This window comes from Streptomyces sp. 3N207 (assembly GCF_052246355.1).
Taxonomy (GTDB): domain Bacteria; phylum Actinomycetota; class Actinomycetes; order Streptomycetales; family Streptomycetaceae; genus Streptomyces.
This window is the reverse complement of record NZ_JBQQBV010000013.1, coordinates 158,633-174,496: the sequence shown is the minus strand read 5'-3', so window position 1 is coordinate 174,496 and position 15,864 is coordinate 158,633. Positions and strand designations below refer to the sequence as shown.

Genomic DNA, 15,864 nt, shown 5'->3' with positions numbered 1-15,864 from the left:
GTGCTTGCCGAAATGAGCATTGGGTGTCTTTGAGGATTCGAGGCCATCCCCCGAATAGCTGGCGTAGAGTCTGGCAGACGCCGCCGCAACCTTGATCACGCCCGGTGGGCGGCGACAGTGCTCGGATAGGCTTCCGGCATGGGCAGCAACGGTCGGGCGCGGGACACTTCGGTTCAGTCGGTGGACCGAGCGGTGTCGATTCTCCAGGTGTTGGCCGCACAGGGCCCGTCCGGTGTCACCGAGATCGCCGAGGCACTGGAGATCCACAAGTCGACCGTGTTCCGGCTGCTCGCCACCCTTGAGGCGCGGGGCCTCGTCGAGCAGGGAAGCGAACGCGGGCGGTATCGCATCGGCTACACCGTGGTCGAACTCGCGGGCGGGGCGACCAAGGGGAACGATCTGTCCCTGCTGAGCCGTCCGATCTGCCAGGAGCTCGCCGCAGCCGTCGGCGAGACGGTGAACCTGGCGGTCCACGATGGGCAGGCGGTCATCAGCATCGACCAGGTGATCAGCAGCGCGGCCATCACCAGCATCGACTGGGTCGGAAAGCGCACGCCCATGCACGCCACATCTGCGGGCAAGGTCTTCCTGGCGCACATGCCCCAGGAGCAGGCCGCCGAGATCCTCGCGCAGCCACTGGAGAAGTTCACTCCGCACACCGTCACGGACCCGGCGGTCCTGAAGGAACATCTGCAGACCGTTCGCGAACTGGGTTACGGCGCCACCAGCGAGGAGCACGAGATAGGGCTGGCCGCCCTCTCCGCCCCCGTCCGGTCCCTGAACGGCCAGGTGATCGCCACCGTGACCCTCTCCGGCCCGACGTTCCGCGTCAACGACCACACGATTCCAGGGCTCGCCGAGCAGCTCATTGCAGCCGGTGACAAGATCTCGTGGCGCAAGGGCTATATCAGGCGCGGCTGACCATAACTCGCAGGGCTTGCAGGGCTTGCAGGTCTTGACGGCGGGGAGACCCAGGCCGCACATTTGTCTCGCATAGCGACTCTGTTTCGCATAGCGAAACTCACGAACTCGCTTGGGGCCTTGGTGTCGACACCGAGACCCCCTCTTGAGCGCAGCCCAGCAAAAGCAACTGTCGTCAGCCAGCCACAGAGTTCCCCAGGAGCGGTTGTGCGCGCACAGACCACGAACATGGATCCCCTGCTCCAGCCCTTCCAGTTGAAGCGCCTCACCCTGCGCAACCGGGTGGTGAGCACGTCCCACGAGCCGGCGTTCGGGGAGGACGGACTGCCCAAGGATCGCTACCGCGCTTACCACCTCGAAAAGGCGCGCGGCGGCGTCGGCCTGACTATGTTGGGCGGCTCCGCCGTCGTCTCCCCGGACAGTCCGCCCTCGTTCGGCAACCTGCTGCTGTACCGGGACGACATCGTGCCGTGGCTGCGCAGGCTCGCCGACGACGTGCATGACGCAGGAGCGGCCGTCATGTGCCAGGTCACCCACCTCGGCCGCCGTACCAGCAACTACTCCGGTGACTGGCTGCCGGTGGTGTCCGCGTCGCCGCTACGCGAACCCGCGCACCGTGCGTTCCCCAAGGCCGCCGAGCCATGGGACCTCGACCGCGTCGTCGCCGACTACGCCGCCGCGGCGCTGCGCTGCCGGGCGGGCGGCCTGGACGGCATCGAGCTCCAGTCCTACGGCCACTTCCTCGACAGCTTCCTGTCCCCCTCGACGAATCACCGCGGCGACGAACTCGGCGGCAGCCTGGAGAACCGCATGGCGTTCCCCCGCCGGGTGATCCGCGCCGTGCGCGAGGCCGTCGGACCGGACTTCGTCGTCGGCATCCGGATGGCGCTCGGCGAGGATCTCCCCGGCGGCCTGACCTTCGACGAGGCGCTGGTCGCGGCGGAGCGGTTCAGCGCCGACGGCATCGACTTCATCAGTGCCGTCCGGGGTTCCATCGAAAGCGACGCCTCACTGGCGAAGACGATCCCGTCCATCGGCACCCCGCTCGGTCCGTTCCTGGGGTTCACCGGCGAGATGCGTCGCAGGCTCGACATCCCCGTGATGCACGCGGCCCGCATCGCCGACCCGGCCACCGCGCGGCACGCCCTGCGTGAAGGGCTGCTGGATCTGGTCGGCATGACCCGGGCCCAGATAGCCGATCCGCATCTGGTCGCCAAGATCACCTCCGGTGAGGAGGACCGCATCCGGCCCTGCGTCGGCGCGAGTTACTGCCTGGACGCGATCTACGACTCCGGGGACACCAAGTGCGTCCACAACCCGGCCACCGGACGCGAGCTCCAGATGCCCCACATCATCACCCCCACCAGTGGCCGCCGTAGGAAGGCAGTGATCGTCGGGGGCGGCCCTGCCGGGCTCGAAGCCGCCCGCGTCCTGGGTGAACGCGGCCATGATGTGGTGCTGTTCGAGGCGAGCGACCAGCCCGGCGGGCAGATCCGGCTCGCCGCGTCGAACCCCCGCCGCCGCGACCTGCTCGGCATCGTCGACTGGCGGGTCGCCGAGTGCAAGCACCTCGGCGTCGACCTGCGCCTGGCGACGTACGCCGAGGCTCGGGAGGTGCTCGCCGAACACCCGGACCTCGTCATCGTCGCCACCGGAGGCATGCCCAACCGGTCTTTCCTCACCGCGGGCGAGGAACTGGTCGCCGACACCTGGGACGTGATGTCCGGCTCCCTGCGCCCCCGTACCACCAGCGACGTACTGGTCTACGACGACCACGGAGGTTACCCGGCGATGGACGCCGTGGAACTCCTGGCCCCGGCCGGCGCCCGGCTGCACTACGTGACACCGGAACGCATGCTGGCACCCGACGTCGGCAGCATGAACTCCCCGGCCTATCTGAGGGTCTTCGCCGAGCACGGCGTCACCACCACGCTCGCCCAGCGGTTGCGCTCCGTGCGCCGCAGCGGGGACGGGCGGCTCACCGCGACCCTCTACAGCGAGTACACCGAGACGGAGACCGAACAGGTCGTCGACCATGTCGTGGTCGAGCACGGCACTCTTCCCAACGACGAGCTGTACACCGACCTGCTGCCCGGCTCCCGCAATCTCGGTGAGGTCGACCACCGTGCCCTGCTGGCGCGCGAGGAACAGTCGGCCGTCCGCAACGAAGCGGGCCGGTACCAGCTGTTCCGCATCGGTGACGCGGTCACCAGTCGCAATATCCACGCAGCCGTCTACGACGCCCTGCGGCTGTGCCTGCCGGTCTGACGAGCCATCGGAGAGATGAGATGAACGCACCAGCCCACGTCACGAGCGCTGCCGACCTCGTCACCCGACGCACCGTAGGTCATAGCCTCGAAGCCCCCTTCTACGTGAGCGACGAGTTCTTCGGCCTCGACATCGAGGCCGTCTTCGCCCGCAGCTGGATCTTCGTCGCCGCTGAGGCCGAACTCCCCGAGCCCGGCGACTACGTCACGGTGGCTGTCGGACAGTACTCCGTCATGCTCGTCCGCGACGACGACGAAGAGGTTCGGGCCTTCCACAACGTCTGCCGGCACCGGGGCGCGCGCATTCTCGACCAGGAACGCGGCTCCGTGGGCAACATCGTTTGCGGCTATCACCACTGGACGTACGGCGTGGACGGCACGCTGCTGCATGCCGAGTCGCAGGCGCCCGGCTTCGACCCCACGTGCTTCAGCCTCAAATCCGTCCAGGTGCGCACCGTCGCCGGTCTCGTCTTCATCTGCCTCGCCGCGCAGCCGCCCGCCGACTTCGACGAGGTCGCCGCCCACGTCGAGCCCTACATCGCGCCGCACAACCTGCGACACGCGAAGGTGGCGAAACAGATCGACCTTGTCGAGAACGGCAATTGGAAGCTCACCATGGAGAACAACCGGGAGTGCTACCACTGCGCCGGCCACCCCGAGCTCCAGCGCTGCTACTTCCCTCTCTACAACTTCACGGAGGACGAGGTCCCGCCGGCGCTGCGTCCGACCCACGAGCGCTTCCAGAAGGCCGACGCGGAGGCACGCGCGACATGGGATTCGCTGGGCCTGCCCTACGCCACGATCGAGGATCTGGTGGGCCGCCCCACCGGCTTCCGTATCCAGCGCGAGCCGCTCGACCTCGCCGGCGAGTCCTTCACCGAGGACGGCAAGGCCGCGGTCAAGCGTCTGCTGGCCGACTTCCCCACAGCCCGCCTCGGCCACCTCGGGTTCCACACCCAGCCCAACGCCTGGTTCCACTTCGCGGCGGACCACGCGGTCGCCTTCTCCGTCATCCCGCTGGCGGCGGACCGCACCCTCGTACGCACCACCTGGCTGGTGCACGCCGACGCCATGGAGGGCGTCGACTACGACCTCGACGCCCTGACGAACGTATGGGCCGTCACGAACGAACAGGACGCGGCCTTCGTCGCCCGCGCCCAGCAGGGCATCAGCAGTCCCGCCTATGTGCCCGGTCCCTACAGCCCGACCGAATCGCAGGTCGAGGACTTCGTCAACTGGTACATCACCCGGCTGAAGTCGCACCTGGAGGGATCATGACGACAGCGGCGATGACGACCTTGAGTCTCCCGCCCACCTGGGGCGACGGGCTACTGGTGTGCAAGCAGGTACACGACGTCACCGGCGATGTCAGGACCTTCGTCCTCGAACCCACCGAGCCCCGGCTGTTCAGGCACGACCCCGGCCAGTTCCTCACCCTCGTCCTCGACATCGAAGGCCGCCCCGTCGAGCGTTGCTACACCATCTCGTCCCCGCCGACCCGCCCCGACCTCGTCGCGATCACGGTGAAACGAGTCCCGGGCGGCCTGGTCTCCAACTGGCTCCACGACCGTCTGACCCCGGGCACCACCGTGCGGGCGCGCGGCCCGCTCGGCCAGTTCTCCATCGCCCGGCACCCGGCGCCCAAGTACCTCTTTCTCTCCGCGGGCAGCGGCGTGACGCCCGTGATGTCGATGACCCGCACGCTCTACGACCTGACGCACCCGGTGGACGTGGTGTTCGTCCACAGCGCCCGCACCTTCGACGACATCATCTTCCGCCGCGAACTCGAATTCATCGCGGCCACCGCTCCCAACTTCCACGTGGTCCACGTCCTCGACGACCGCGGCGAGCAACTGAACACGGACATGCTCCGGGAGATCGCCCCCGACTTCCTCGAACGGGAGGTCTTCACCTGCGGGCCCGTCGGCTATATGGAAGCGGTGCGGCGCATGCTCTCCACGGCGTGCTTCGAGATGGCCCGCTACCACGAGGAGAGCTTCACCTTCGAGAAGCCGGTCGTCGTCGAGCACGACACCGGGCAGGGCTTCAAGATCGAGTTCACCCGCAGTGGGCGCACGATCGACTGCGACGCGGGCACCTCCGTCCTGGCCGCCGCGTCCCGTGCGGGCATCACCCTGCCGGCCTCGTGCGCGCAGGGCATGTGCGGCACCTGCAAGACCACGTTGCTCGCGGGTTCGGTCGACATGCAGCACAACGGTGGTATCCGCCCCCGCGAGATCGCCAACAACAAAATCCTGCTGTGCTGCTCGAAGCCGCTGGACCATCTGGTGATCGACGCATGACGTGACAACCGCCGACGCCTCGCCCTGATGCGGTGCAACCGGCTTCCTCGGCAGGCCGCAGTGGGCTCCAAGCCGGACCACCACGGCTCCCGGCAATCCGGCAATGAAGAAAGAGACCTCAGACATGGCGCCGGAAGTACACGGTGTCATCGCACCGGGCAAGAACGAACCGGTGCGCGTCGAGACGATCGTCATCCCGGACTCCGGCCCCGGCGAGGCCGTGGTGCGTCGGCAACACTGGCCTGCTGCCCCCGCCTGAAGTCACGGCAAGCGAGTTCGGGCCGTTGGCACAGGACTTCGCGAACGCATTGCTCACCGGGCCAACACGCAGACGCACTTGGGTGTCCTCGATCTTCCAGATACCGACCGCGTGATCGCCGTTGTATCCCCACACTCCTTCCGCTGTGGTAGCGGTGAACTTTCACAACTTCACCATGCCGGTCAGCTGACCGACACTTCCTTGATCCACAGTCTTGACTATCTTTCCCCCACCAGTGCAGTGTTTCCTCGCAGCTCCAGTGCGGCGGCATACGCACCGCCCGCCGCACAACCAGTGGGCACAACCGGCCACGCGGTGCGGGTTGTTCGCCGCCTGGGAGATCCGCTGTGCGAGATGTAACTACCCCGCGCTTTCCTTACCGTGACACAACGCCACACCCGGCCCCACCAGCAATCTGCCCCAGACTGCTGCCCGTTCGATCGTCAGAGGCAGCGAGAGCGGGAACTGAGCTTGGCTCAAGGCGAATGAGATGACCCGCACCTCTGATTTTTCCGACGATGGTGCGCATGTCTCACACGCCGCACGGCGTCGGCACCTCGACCGGCACAATTTTCCGGGTGATCTCCCCGTGTCACCGATGATGTTCGCCGTCGGTACGGCCGCCGCTTCCCCTATGAGCCCGATATGAGCCCGACAAGGAGTCGAAGTTGACCGGGAGTAGAAGATGACCGACATATTCAGTCCTAGTAAAATCACGGGCACTGGCAATAACGGTGCCGCAGGCATCACTACTCCGGCGGTGACCAGGCGTAGCCTGCTCGCGGCGATCGCCGCCTCCCCCGCCCTTCTCGCTCTCGGCACGGCCACGGGCACCCCCGCCCAGGCTGCCGGTCTGTCGGAACCCGGCCTCACCCACACCGTCGGCACAGCTACGGCCAAGATCGTGCGGGGTGGCGTTCGGCGCTTCAACGCGCCACGGCTCACCCCCGGAGCTCGACTGCGGCTGCCCGAGGGCGTCAAGGCCATTTCCGTCGAGGGCTACTTCGAAAATCGCCCGCGCGTGGCCCCGACGGTGTATGCGTGGCCCAACATACCGGCCGCCGACGGCACGATGGTTGACGCATCGATCGTTCCCGAGCGCAACGCGGCTTCGCGCATGGCAATCCTGAGCGGGTTCAAGGAAGGCTGGTACGAGCTCAGCCACCCGAACGGGAAGATCGATCGCGTCGAGTGGAACGCCCAGAAGCTGCCCTACTTGTGGTTCTGGGGCGAGTTCGGCGCTTTCAAAGACCTCCCGCTCATGGGCAGGTTTTACACGCTCGGCCTTGAGCCGTTCTCCCGTCCCCCGGTCAGTTAGAGGAGCCACAGAATGTCTCACCATCTTGACCAACCGAATCCGCAGCTGGATATCAGCGACGTCTACTGCTTCCGTGGCACCATGGGCACGGTGTTCGTGATGAATGTCGCCCCGATGCAGTTTCCCGCCTCGGGATTCGACCGGGAGGCGCTGTACGAGTTCAAGATCGACACCAACGGCGATTACCTTGAGGATATTGCGTGGCGTGCCACGTTTCCGATGGACAGTGCCGGCGTGCAGCGATTGAAGCTCGAGCAGCTCACCGGCAGCGCGGCCCGCGACCGCGACATGACGGGCAAGGTCATTACGCCGGCCGGATCCAAGCCGGAGCAGATCATCACGTGCTCGAACGGAATCAAGCTCTTCGCGGGCGAGCGCGGTGACGCGTTCTTCAACGACGCGCGGCTGACCGTGGAGACGAAACGGGCGTTGGGCACACACACGGCACCCAACTACAGCTGGTTCACTCCCGAGACTGCCCAGAACACCTTCAAGGACACGAACGTCAGCACCATCGTGCTGGAGGTACCCAGCGCGATCACCGGGACCGGCACGATCGGGTTCTGGGGCAACACGGCGGTCAAGGAGAACGGCGCGTGGCACCAGTTCCAGCACGCCGCAGGTCCTCTGGTCGGGTTCTTGTACGACTTCTCCGGCGGCTCCGCCGGCGCCGACTACAACGCCAGTCACCCCAAAGACCATCTGGTGGGCAGGCCCAAGCGTCCTGGCGAGCCCGCGCAGCGGGGATTCTGGAAGCAGGTGGCCGACGACACGGCGGCGGTCGTCGAAGCCATGGGGACTTATGACGACGGGACGTACGGCAAAAACAGCGCGGCGGAGTACGGTGCGTACGTCGCCGACACCCTTTTGCCGGACGTCCTGCGCTACCGGGTGGGCACCAGCTCCGAGTGGGGTCCGCGCGCGCAGAACGGCAAGGGCCTCACGGAGTCCGCGCCGGAAGCAGTTTACGAGCTGGTACTGAACTGGCACCTCGAGATGGGACTGGACCCCAGCGACGCCACCGGCAAGCTGCTCGACCAATTCCCGTACCTCAGCGAGCCGATCGCAACGGGATGAGAGAGATGCCCAAGTTCGACGTCACCATGGCGGGCCGCCACGGCACGGGCGAATGCCTGGCCGGGTCCGGGAGTAAGTAACCGAGCTGGTGGACGTGGTGGTCCGGATACGGCAAGCGTCCGCGGCTCGGTGCCGCCAGCCGTCGCGTTCCGCGCCGATGAGAACGAAGGCCATCGTGACCGGCTGATCGCTGCGGTTGCGCCGGCCGTGGCGGGTGCCGTTCCGGATCACGATGTCCCCTGGCAAGAGCCGGGTGCAGTGACCGTCGTCCAGTTCGAGAACGATCTCGCCCTGCAGCACGACTCCGTAGTCCACGGTCGGCGTCGTGTACATGCCGTCGGCCTCCATGAGGTCCGCGACCCGGGCGAGTCGGCCCGCTGCTCCCGGCCGGAGGCGACGGGATGTCGAGGAGGCCGAGAAAGAGCTGAGGGCCCTGTACGAGCGGTGGGGAAAGAGTGCCCGGGAGCTGTGCCCCCGAGCTGGTCGCGGACGTGCGGCTGATCAAGCAGGCCCGGACCAACTACGCGGCCCTTCAGATGCTGGGCACGCTCCCTCAGCACTTCCTCGGTGCCTGACCGGTCACTTCGGCCCGCGCCGGGACGGCGGCTGGTCTCCGCACTCCTCGGCCAGGGCCTCGGCCGCCGACCGCGCCCTGCCGGCCCCGCCCTCGGCGTCCTGCGCGAGGTAGCGGGAAGCTTCGTCCCCGGTAGCTGTCGATGAGTCGATGCAGGAATGCCGTCCGGCGGTCGAGCAGGCCAGGCGGCTGTCGACGTCGGCGATGGCGTAGTGCCCGGCGGTGTTAGGCCCACCAGCTCCGCGAAGCCAGCAACGTGTCCACCCGGTCAGCGGACTGCCCACCGGTCACGACGTTTCCCGGCGATCGCAGCCAGGCGCGCCATCTCGTCCACGCCGTGCTCGCAGCACTGCCCGTACACCAGCCGCCGCGCCTTGGGCCGCTCCGGCAGCCGGAAGTCGTACGGCAGCCGGGTCTCGTCCTGCAACTCGGCTTACCGGGTCACGTACCCATCGGTGTCCAGCTCGAAGTAGAACCGGACGCCTTCCTCGTCCCAGAAGCAGCGAAGCCAGCGTGTCACGGGACCATGTCGAAGGGCTCGTCGTGCCAGCGCCAGCCGGCAGTGCCGTCGTCGTGGATGTGCAGCATGAACTCAGCGACCGGGCTGCCGTCGGGAAACGTCATGGTGAGCGCGCTGCGGATCTGGAGGTAGCACGCGTCGGCCTGCTCCCAGTCCTCCTCGTCGACCGCCTGCTCTTGCTCAGTGAAGAGGGGACGGAACTCTTCAAAGCCAGGGAGTGTCTCGACTTCGGCGTGAGTCCAGGGCATGTCGGTGCCGGTCACGGTCAGTCGGGCAATCTCCCGGTCGCCGTGGTGGAGCCGCCAGATACTGCCGGTGGTCAGTTTCGGGTTGGCCATACCCCCATGATGGTGATCACCACTGACAGCTGCACTGACCACCCGGCACCATCCCCTGGGCCCTTGGTCGTCGGCGGCCCCGGGCCCCGGGGCACGCCGTTCGCCAACGCCTTCTACGGGAGCTGGGGCCAGGAAAGCGGGCCCGGCGCCTCCCAGGTCAAAAGAGGGCTTGGCCGTGCTGTGGCGTACTGGTCACCGTCGACGAGCCAGACGCCTGAGCATCGCGGAGACCAGGTCGTGCCTCTCCAGGCAGCCGACGATCCGTTCCATATCGATGTTCGCGGTACGGCAGTACTCCTGATCCGTTCTTCGGAGAATGTCGCGCATCTCCGGGAAGTCCACGCCGGAGGCTTCCAGATGCTGCTGGGAGAGGCGGGCGGGATGAGAAGCCAGTTGTCGGGCCGTGGCTCCACCGGACAGCGCAGGGCCGCTCCGGTGTGCGGTCGTGGCGTGATTGGTGGAGGAGCCACTCCGCTTCGCTGGAGGGCCCCTCACCAGGATTCGTCAGACTCCGCACCTCGGCGAACCTGGGTGATCGTGGCGGGGACAGCGGTGGCGATTCCTCCCACCAGGAGCATCACGGCCCAGCCGAGCCGGGCGCTCCGTGCGGGCTCACACACCAGATCGTCGCGACCTGCATCTTCGGGGGAGATGACGGAGCCGCACGCCTCCGGCGGGAGGATCGCTGAATCCTCCACGTGGATACCGGTCAGCACTGCGGCGACTGCGCCGATAAGGAACGCTGCCGGGATGCTCCACAGCACGACCCACGAGACCAGCTTCCTCAGCCACTCCGGTTTCCCCCTCCACCATTCCGGTATCACTCCCGGCTCCGGCGACGCCATCGGCAACCTCCCCCTCGTTGTGGGCCCTTCGCGACGACCCTAGTCCGAGGGAAGTGAGCCAGGCCGCTGCCCTCAAAGGGCGGTATGTGAGTGCGGAGGGTAAGGAACTCACCATAGATGCATTAGATGCCTGATGCGGACACTGGGACAGCGCCCGACCCGGCGGGCTGGGGCGGAGTCGCGCGCAAGCCATGACGAACGGCACACGCCGCGAGCCGCAACACGGCCGGGGCCGCCTGCTGGGACGAGGAAGCAGACGCTCCTCGTAATGGGGGGCTCACGCAGACAGTCGCCTGCTCAATCAAAGGGGCTTCTCGAAGACGATGCCTTCTCGAAGCCGTCGAGCGTCACCTCACGGGTGCCCATGAGACCACCGGTGTTGTTGGCGAGTACGTCGATGCGCGAGTAGGAGGCCCGCAGTTGCCGACCAGTCGCGTAGCTGCGCAAGGTCGGCGAAGTCCGCCGTACAGTGCGGGGGCACTCAGCTCTTGTGCGGCGGCTGCCGTCCCGGCCGGCGGGCGGCCCACGAGGGCGACTTCCTCACCCTGGGCCGCAGGTTTCCGCGCGGCGGCGGCGATGCCACTTCGTCAGTCCGCCACCCCACGAACCCGCCGCGAAGCTCCCGTCCGTGACACACAGCAGACGCTCGTCGTCACCAGCGCCGACAACGCCGAAACCGCCGTGAGGCAGGATTTCGTCGAGCGTGGCGCATCAGAGAGAGTCGTCCATGGCGAAGTCGGGACGCCCTCGCTGCCGGAATGACGGCGACGCTGTCATCACCACTGTCACGCTGCCCCCGGCACTCGGGTCCCGCCAAGCCACGTCAGCCGGATCAAGATGCTCGGGCTGCCAGATGGCCGTCCGGTTCCGGCTCCCAACTGGCTGCGAAGAGGCTCCTGTTGGCTGCTCCAGCTGGATCAGTTCCAGCGATTTCGAAGCCGGGCCGGTGGATCGCTCCTGAGGAATTCCGCTGAGCTTCTCAGGCGTTGGTTGTACGTTTGTACGGGCACGTTGGTCGCGATGTTCACGGCAATGGGCCGCACCGCACGCGACCGCACTTCGGACCCATTTCGAGGCTTCCCCAACGATGTTCCTGACAATCAGCACGACCGGTACCCCGGAGCGCCCCGCGACCGACCTCGGGTTTCTGCTGCACAAGCACCCCGAAAAGGTGCAGGCGTTCTCCACCTCGCATGGCACGGCTCATGTGTTGTACCCGGAGGCGACGGCAGAGCACTGCACGGCCGCGCTGCTGCTCGAGGTGGACCCTGTTGCGTTGGTGCGGCGAGGCAAGAGCCGGGGCGGGGCGCCGGACGCCGCGCTGGCGCAGTACGTCAACGACCGGCCGTACGCGGCTTCGTCGCTGCTTGCCGTGGCGCTCAGCCGCGTGTTCTCCAGTGCGCTGCGCGGCCAGTGCACCGCGCGCCCCGAACGGGCCGCGCAGCCGCTGCCGCTGCGGATCGAGGTACCAGCGCTGCCGGCGCGCGGCGGCGCCGCGCTGGTGCGAGGGTTGTTCGAGCCGCTGGGGTGGACCGTGACGCTGAGGGCGGTTCCGTTGGACGAGCAGTTCCCGGAATGGGGGGAGTCGCGGTACGTAAGTCTCGTACTGGAGGTGCCCGATGGGAAGCTGACGCTGTCCGAGGCGCTGCGGCATCTCTATGTGCTGCTGCCGGTGCTTGACGACTCCAAGCACTACTGGGTCGCTCCCGACGAGGTCGACAAGCTGTTGCGGGCCGGTGAAGGCTGGCTCGCGGAGCACCCGGAACAGCGGCTGATCACCAACCGCTATCTGTCGCGGCGATGGTCGCTGACGCGTGAGGCGAGGCAGCGGCTGGAACTGCTGCGACTCGCCGACGCGGACGACACGGACGTCGAGGAGATCGACAACGCAGTGGCCGACTCCGTGGGCCTCGACGACACGAAGGAACAGCCGACGCCGCTTGCCGTGCAGCGACGGGAGGCGATCACCGCGGCGCTCGGAGCGGTCGGCGCGAGGCGCGTGCTCGATCTGGGCTGTGGACAGGGGCAGCTGCTGCAGGAGCTGCTCAAGGACGCACGATACGTGGAGATCGTGGGCGTCGATGTGTCGATGCGGGCGCTCACCGTAGCCGCGCGGCGGCTGAAACTGGATCGGATGGGAGAGCGGCAAGCGGAACGCGTAAAGCTCTTCCAGGGGTCTCTCGCATACACCGACAAGCGGCTCGAAGGGTACGACGCGGCGGTACTCAGCGAGGTCATCGAGCACGTCGACGTGGAGCGCCTGCCGACTCTGGAGTACGCGGTGTTCGGGTCGGCGCAGCCACGGACGGTGATCGTGACGACCCCGAACGCCGAGTACAACGTGCGCTGGGAGTCGCTGCCTGCCGGGCATGTGCGCCATGGGGATCACCGGTTCGAGTGGACGCGGCAGGAGTTCCGGGCATGGGCCGACGGGGCCGCCGAGCGGCATGGGTACGGCGTTGAGTTCGTGCCGGTGGGAGACGACGATCCCGAAGTGGGGCCGCCCACCCAGATGGCGGTCTTCACAAAGAGCGACGGCGACCGGACGGACCGGACCACGGACCATGAGAGCGAGGACGGGGTGAAGGCGGCATGACCAACCAGAACATGGGCCCGGGCGCGGATCCGAGCTGCGAGAACGCCTCACCCGGCGGTGCGGGGCAGGTCTTGGAGGACGGCTCCTGTGGCTCCACCGCCACCGCGCGCAGTGCCCGTACTCTTCCGGTGACCGACCTCTCCCTCGTCGTCCTCATCGGGGCCACCGGATCCGGCAAGTCCACCTTCGCACGCAGACACTTCCAGGCCACCGAGGTGATCTCCAGCGACTTCTGCCGCGGGCTCGTCGCCGATGACGAGAACGACCAGGGCGCCAGCAAGGACGCCTTCGACGTGCTGCACTACATCGCGGGCAAGCGGCTCGCGGCGGGCCGGCGTACCGTCGTCGACGCGACCAGCGTGCAGAGCGACAGCCGCAAGCAGCTGATACAGCTGGCAAGGCAGCATGACGTGCTGCCCATCGCCATCGTTCTCGACGTGCCGGAGGCGGTCTGCGCCGAGCGCAACGCCACCCGCGCCGACCGGGTCGGCATGCCGCGTCGGGTCGTCGCCCGCCATCAGCGCGAGTTGCGCCGCTCGCTTCGGCACTTGGAACGCGAGGGGTTCCGCAAGGTCCACATCCTGCGCGGTGTGGAGGAGATCGAGGGCGCCGAGATCGTCACCGAGAAGCGCTTCAACGACCTCTCCCACCTCGCCGGGCCGTTCGACATCATCGGCGACATTCATGGGTGCGCCAGTGAGCTGGAGTCCCTGCTCGGCAAGCTCGGGTACGTCGACGGGGTGCATCCCGAGGGACGTACGGCCGTCTTCGTGGGCGACCTCGTCGACCGCGGCCCGAACACCCCGGGTGTGCTGCGGCGCGTGATGGACATGGTCGCGGCCGGGAACGCGCTGTGCGTGCCCGGCAACCATGAGAACAAGCTCGGCCGTCATCTCAAGGGCCGACAGGTGCAGCGCACGCACGGACTCGCCGAGACCATCGAGCAGTTGGAGGGCGAGAGCGAGGACTTTCGCGTGCGGGTACGGGAGTTCGTGGACGGGCTCGTCAGTCACTACGTTCTCGACGGGGACAGGCTCGTCGTCTGCCACGCCGGGCTGCCGGAGAAGTACCACGGTCGTACGTCGGGGCGGGTGCGCTCGCATGCGCTGTACGGCGACACGACCGGCGAGACGGACGAGTTCGGGCTGCCTGTGCGCTACCCGTGGGCCGAGGAGTACCGCGGGAAGGCAGCCGTCGTGTACGGACACACGCCCGTACCCACCGCGTCCTGGCTGAACAACACGATCTGCCTGGACACCGGAGTCGTCTTCGGCGGCAGACTCACCGCGCTGCGCTGGCCGGAGCGCGAACTGGTCGATGTGCCGGCCGACAAGGTCTGGTACGAGCCGGTGAAGCCGCTGTGCACCGAGGCCCCCGGCGGCGGTCACGCCGGGCGGCCTCTGGATATCGGCGATGTCCATGGCCGCCGCGTGGTGGAGACCCGCCACCTGGGGCACGTGTCCGTGCGCGAGGAGAACGCGGCCGCGGCCCTCGAGGTGATGAGCCGGTTCGCCATCGACCCACGCCTGATGCCGTATCTGCCGCCGACGATGGCGCCGACGGCGACCTCGCAGCGCGACGGCTATCTGGAGCACCCGGCCGAGGCCTTCGCGCAGTACGCGTCGGACGGTGTCGCGCGCGTCGTGTGCGAGGAGAAACACATGGGGTCGCGCGCAGTGGCCCTGGTGTGCCGGGATGCGGAGGTGGCACGGAAGCAGTTCGGGCTCGATGGAGCGTCGTCGGCCACGGGGGCGCTGTACACCCGCACCGGTCGTCCCTTTTTCACGGAGCCCATGAGCGGCTCCGCCGTCGGCCACTCCCTCACTGAGGAAATCATCAGCCGGGTCCGCGCCGCCGTCGCCGGGGCCGGGCTATGGGACCAGCTCGCGACCGACTGGCTGCTTCTCGATGCCGAGTTGATGCCGTGGTCGCTGAAGGCTTCCGGTCTCCTGCGTACGCAGTACGCGGCTGTGGGAGCCGCCTCCAGGGCGGTGCTCCCCGGCGCCGTGGCGGCCCTCGAAGCGGCTGCCGCACGTGGGGTCGACGTCCAGGCCCTGCTGGCCCGGCAGCGCGAACGTGCCGCCGACGCAGCAGCGTTCACGGACGCCTACCGGCGGTACTGCTGGTCGACCGACGGCCTGGCCGGTGTGCGCCTCGCGCCGTTCCAGATCCTGGCCGTGCAGGGCCGCTCGCTCGCGGCGCTGCCGCACGACGAACAACTCGACTTGGTCGACAGGACGGTTGAGAAGGACCAGTCCGGTCTGCTGCAAACCACACGGCGCCTCTTCGTCGACACCGGCGACGAGACGTCGATCCAGGCGGGGGTCGACTGGTGGCTGGAGATGACCAGCCGTGGTGGCGAAGGCATGGTCGTGAAGCCGGTCGAGGCGATGGTGCGCGACAGCCGGGGACGTCTGGTGCAGCCCGGCATCAAGTGCCGGGGGCGTGAGTACCTGCGGATCATCTACGGGCCGGAGTACACGCGGCCCGCCAACCTCGAGCGGCTGCGTGGACGCTTTCTGAACCACAAACGGTCACTTGCGATCCGTGAGTATGCGTTGGGGCTTGAGGCCCTGGACCGGCTTGCGGAGGGGGAGCCGTTGTGGCGGGTTCATGAGGCGGTGTTTGCGGTGCTGGCGCTGGAGTCGGAGCCGGTCGATCCGCGTCTGTAGGGCTCCTGGTTCCCGGTGGCAGTCGATGGAACGGCGGCGCATGGCTCGCGTCATACAACGGTGCTTCGGGTGGGGTGCCCCGCGACGCCGCCCGCCCGGATGAGCCGAGGAAGTTGGCAGCGGCTGTGGGCGGGCGCCTCGTGGGTATCAGCTCCCCTCGCGGGGCGGAGCTGA

Annotated in this window: 13 protein-coding genes and 1 pseudogene; 9 read left to right on the top strand and 5 right to left on the bottom strand. The window is 67.7% G+C overall.

Going from position 1 to position 15,864, the window contains the following annotated elements; translation table 11 throughout:
• Positions 1-138: 138 nt before the first annotated feature.
• From ACTWP9_RS21470 to ACTWP9_RS21440, 7 genes and pseudogenes are all read left to right on the top strand, one after another.
• Positions 139-921 carry an IclR family transcriptional regulator gene (locus ACTWP9_RS21470; protein ID WP_443247842.1) on the top strand — a complete coding sequence of 261 codons (783 nt, stop codon included), beginning with the start codon at positions 139-141 and terminating at the stop codon, positions 919-921.
• Positions 922-1,128: 207 nt separating this feature from the next.
• Positions 1,129-3,189, top strand: a complete 2,061-nt coding sequence (locus ACTWP9_RS21465) for an oxidoreductase (RefSeq protein ID WP_443247841.1) — start codon at positions 1,129-1,131, stop codon at positions 3,187-3,189.
• A gap of 20 nt (positions 3,190-3,209) precedes the next feature.
• Positions 3,210-4,466: an aromatic ring-hydroxylating oxygenase subunit alpha gene (locus ACTWP9_RS21460; protein ID WP_443247840.1), complete on the top strand. Its 1,257-nt coding sequence runs from the start codon at positions 3,210-3,212 to the stop codon at positions 4,464-4,466.
• Complete coding sequence (locus ACTWP9_RS21455; RefSeq protein WP_443247839.1) at positions 4,463-5,491, top strand: 2Fe-2S iron-sulfur cluster-binding protein; 1,029 nt, start codon at positions 4,463-4,465, stop codon at positions 5,489-5,491. The genes ACTWP9_RS21460 and ACTWP9_RS21455 overlap by 4 nt, the downstream gene beginning before the upstream one ends.
• Before the next feature lie 124 nt (positions 5,492-5,615).
• Positions 5,616-5,726 (top strand): annotated as a pseudogene (locus tag ACTWP9_RS21450) (S-(hydroxymethyl)mycothiol dehydrogenase); the annotation flags it as partial.
• A gap of 709 nt (positions 5,727-6,435) precedes the next feature.
• Complete coding sequence (locus ACTWP9_RS21445; RefSeq protein WP_443247838.1) at positions 6,436-7,068, top strand: hypothetical protein; 633 nt, start codon at positions 6,436-6,438, stop codon at positions 7,066-7,068.
• 12 nt (positions 7,069-7,080) lie between these two features.
• Complete coding sequence (locus ACTWP9_RS21440; protein WP_443247837.1) at positions 7,081-8,145, top strand: DUF4331 family protein; 1,065 nt, start codon at positions 7,081-7,083, stop codon at positions 8,143-8,145.
• A 21-nt stretch (positions 8,146-8,166) separates the two neighbouring features.
• On the opposite strand, the gene ACTWP9_RS21435 is transcribed toward ACTWP9_RS21440, so the two are convergent.
• From ACTWP9_RS21435 to ACTWP9_RS21415, 5 genes are all read right to left on the bottom strand, one after another.
• Complete coding sequence (locus ACTWP9_RS21435) at positions 8,167-8,478, bottom strand: cupin domain-containing protein (RefSeq protein WP_443247836.1); 312 nt, start codon at positions 8,476-8,478, stop codon at positions 8,167-8,169.
• 509 nt (positions 8,479-8,987) lie between these two features.
• A complete protein-coding gene (locus ACTWP9_RS21430) occupies positions 8,988-9,146 on the bottom strand; it encodes a hypothetical protein (RefSeq protein WP_443247835.1) in 159 nt (52 codons plus the stop codon).
• Between the two features lie 89 nt (positions 9,147-9,235).
• Entirely contained in the window at positions 9,236-9,577 is a 342-nt protein-coding gene (locus ACTWP9_RS21425) for a hypothetical protein (protein WP_443247834.1), read from the bottom strand.
• A gap of 491 nt (positions 9,578-10,068) precedes the next feature.
• Complete coding sequence (locus tag ACTWP9_RS21420; RefSeq protein WP_443247833.1) at positions 10,069-10,422, bottom strand: hypothetical protein; 354 nt, start codon at positions 10,420-10,422, stop codon at positions 10,069-10,071.
• A gap of 297 nt (positions 10,423-10,719) precedes the next feature.
• On the bottom strand, positions 10,720-10,869 hold the full coding sequence (locus tag ACTWP9_RS21415; RefSeq protein WP_443247832.1) for a hypothetical protein: 150 nt from the start codon (positions 10,867-10,869) through the stop codon (positions 10,720-10,722).
• Positions 10,870-11,509: 640 nt separating this feature from the next.
• On the opposite strand from ACTWP9_RS21415, the gene ACTWP9_RS21410 reads away from it, so the two are divergent.
• Positions 11,510-13,018 carry a 3' terminal RNA ribose 2'-O-methyltransferase Hen1 gene (locus ACTWP9_RS21410; protein ID WP_443247831.1) on the top strand — a complete coding sequence of 503 codons (1,509 nt, stop codon included), beginning with the start codon at positions 11,510-11,512 and terminating at the stop codon, positions 13,016-13,018.
• A complete protein-coding gene (locus tag ACTWP9_RS21405) occupies positions 13,015-15,690 on the top strand; it encodes a polynucleotide kinase-phosphatase (protein WP_443247830.1) in 2,676 nt (891 codons plus the stop codon). The genes ACTWP9_RS21410 and ACTWP9_RS21405 overlap by 4 nt, the downstream gene beginning before the upstream one ends.
• Positions 15,691-15,864 lie beyond the last annotated feature (174 nt).

Excerpts from the sequence above, each read along its gene's own strand:
- ACTWP9_RS21445 (WP_443247838.1), top strand. The coding sequence starts at position 6,436 with ATGACCGACATATTCAGTCCTAGTAAAATCACGGGCACTGGCAATAAC.
- ACTWP9_RS21420 (WP_443247833.1), bottom strand. The coding sequence starts at position 10,422 with ATGGCGTCGCCGGAGCCGGGAGTGATACCGGAATGGTGGAGGGGGAAA.
- ACTWP9_RS21435 (WP_443247836.1), bottom strand. The coding sequence starts at position 8,478 with ATGTACACGACGCCGACCGTGGACTACGGAGTCGTGCTGCAGGGCGAG.
- ACTWP9_RS21410 (WP_443247831.1), top strand. The coding sequence starts at position 11,510 with ATGTTCCTGACAATCAGCACGACCGGTACCCCGGAGCGCCCCGCGACC.
- ACTWP9_RS21425 (WP_443247834.1), bottom strand. The coding sequence starts at position 9,577 with ATGGCCAACCCGAAACTGACCACCGGCAGTATCTGGCGGCTCCACCAC.
- ACTWP9_RS21405 (WP_443247830.1), top strand. The coding sequence starts at position 13,015 with ATGACCAACCAGAACATGGGCCCGGGCGCGGATCCGAGCTGCGAGAAC.
- ACTWP9_RS21460 (WP_443247840.1), top strand. The coding sequence starts at position 3,210 with ATGAACGCACCAGCCCACGTCACGAGCGCTGCCGACCTCGTCACCCGA.
- ACTWP9_RS21470 (WP_443247842.1), top strand. The coding sequence starts at position 139 with ATGGGCAGCAACGGTCGGGCGCGGGACACTTCGGTTCAGTCGGTGGAC.
- ACTWP9_RS21440 (WP_443247837.1), top strand. The coding sequence starts at position 7,081 with ATGTCTCACCATCTTGACCAACCGAATCCGCAGCTGGATATCAGCGAC.
- ACTWP9_RS21455 (WP_443247839.1), top strand. The coding sequence starts at position 4,463 with ATGACGACAGCGGCGATGACGACCTTGAGTCTCCCGCCCACCTGGGGC.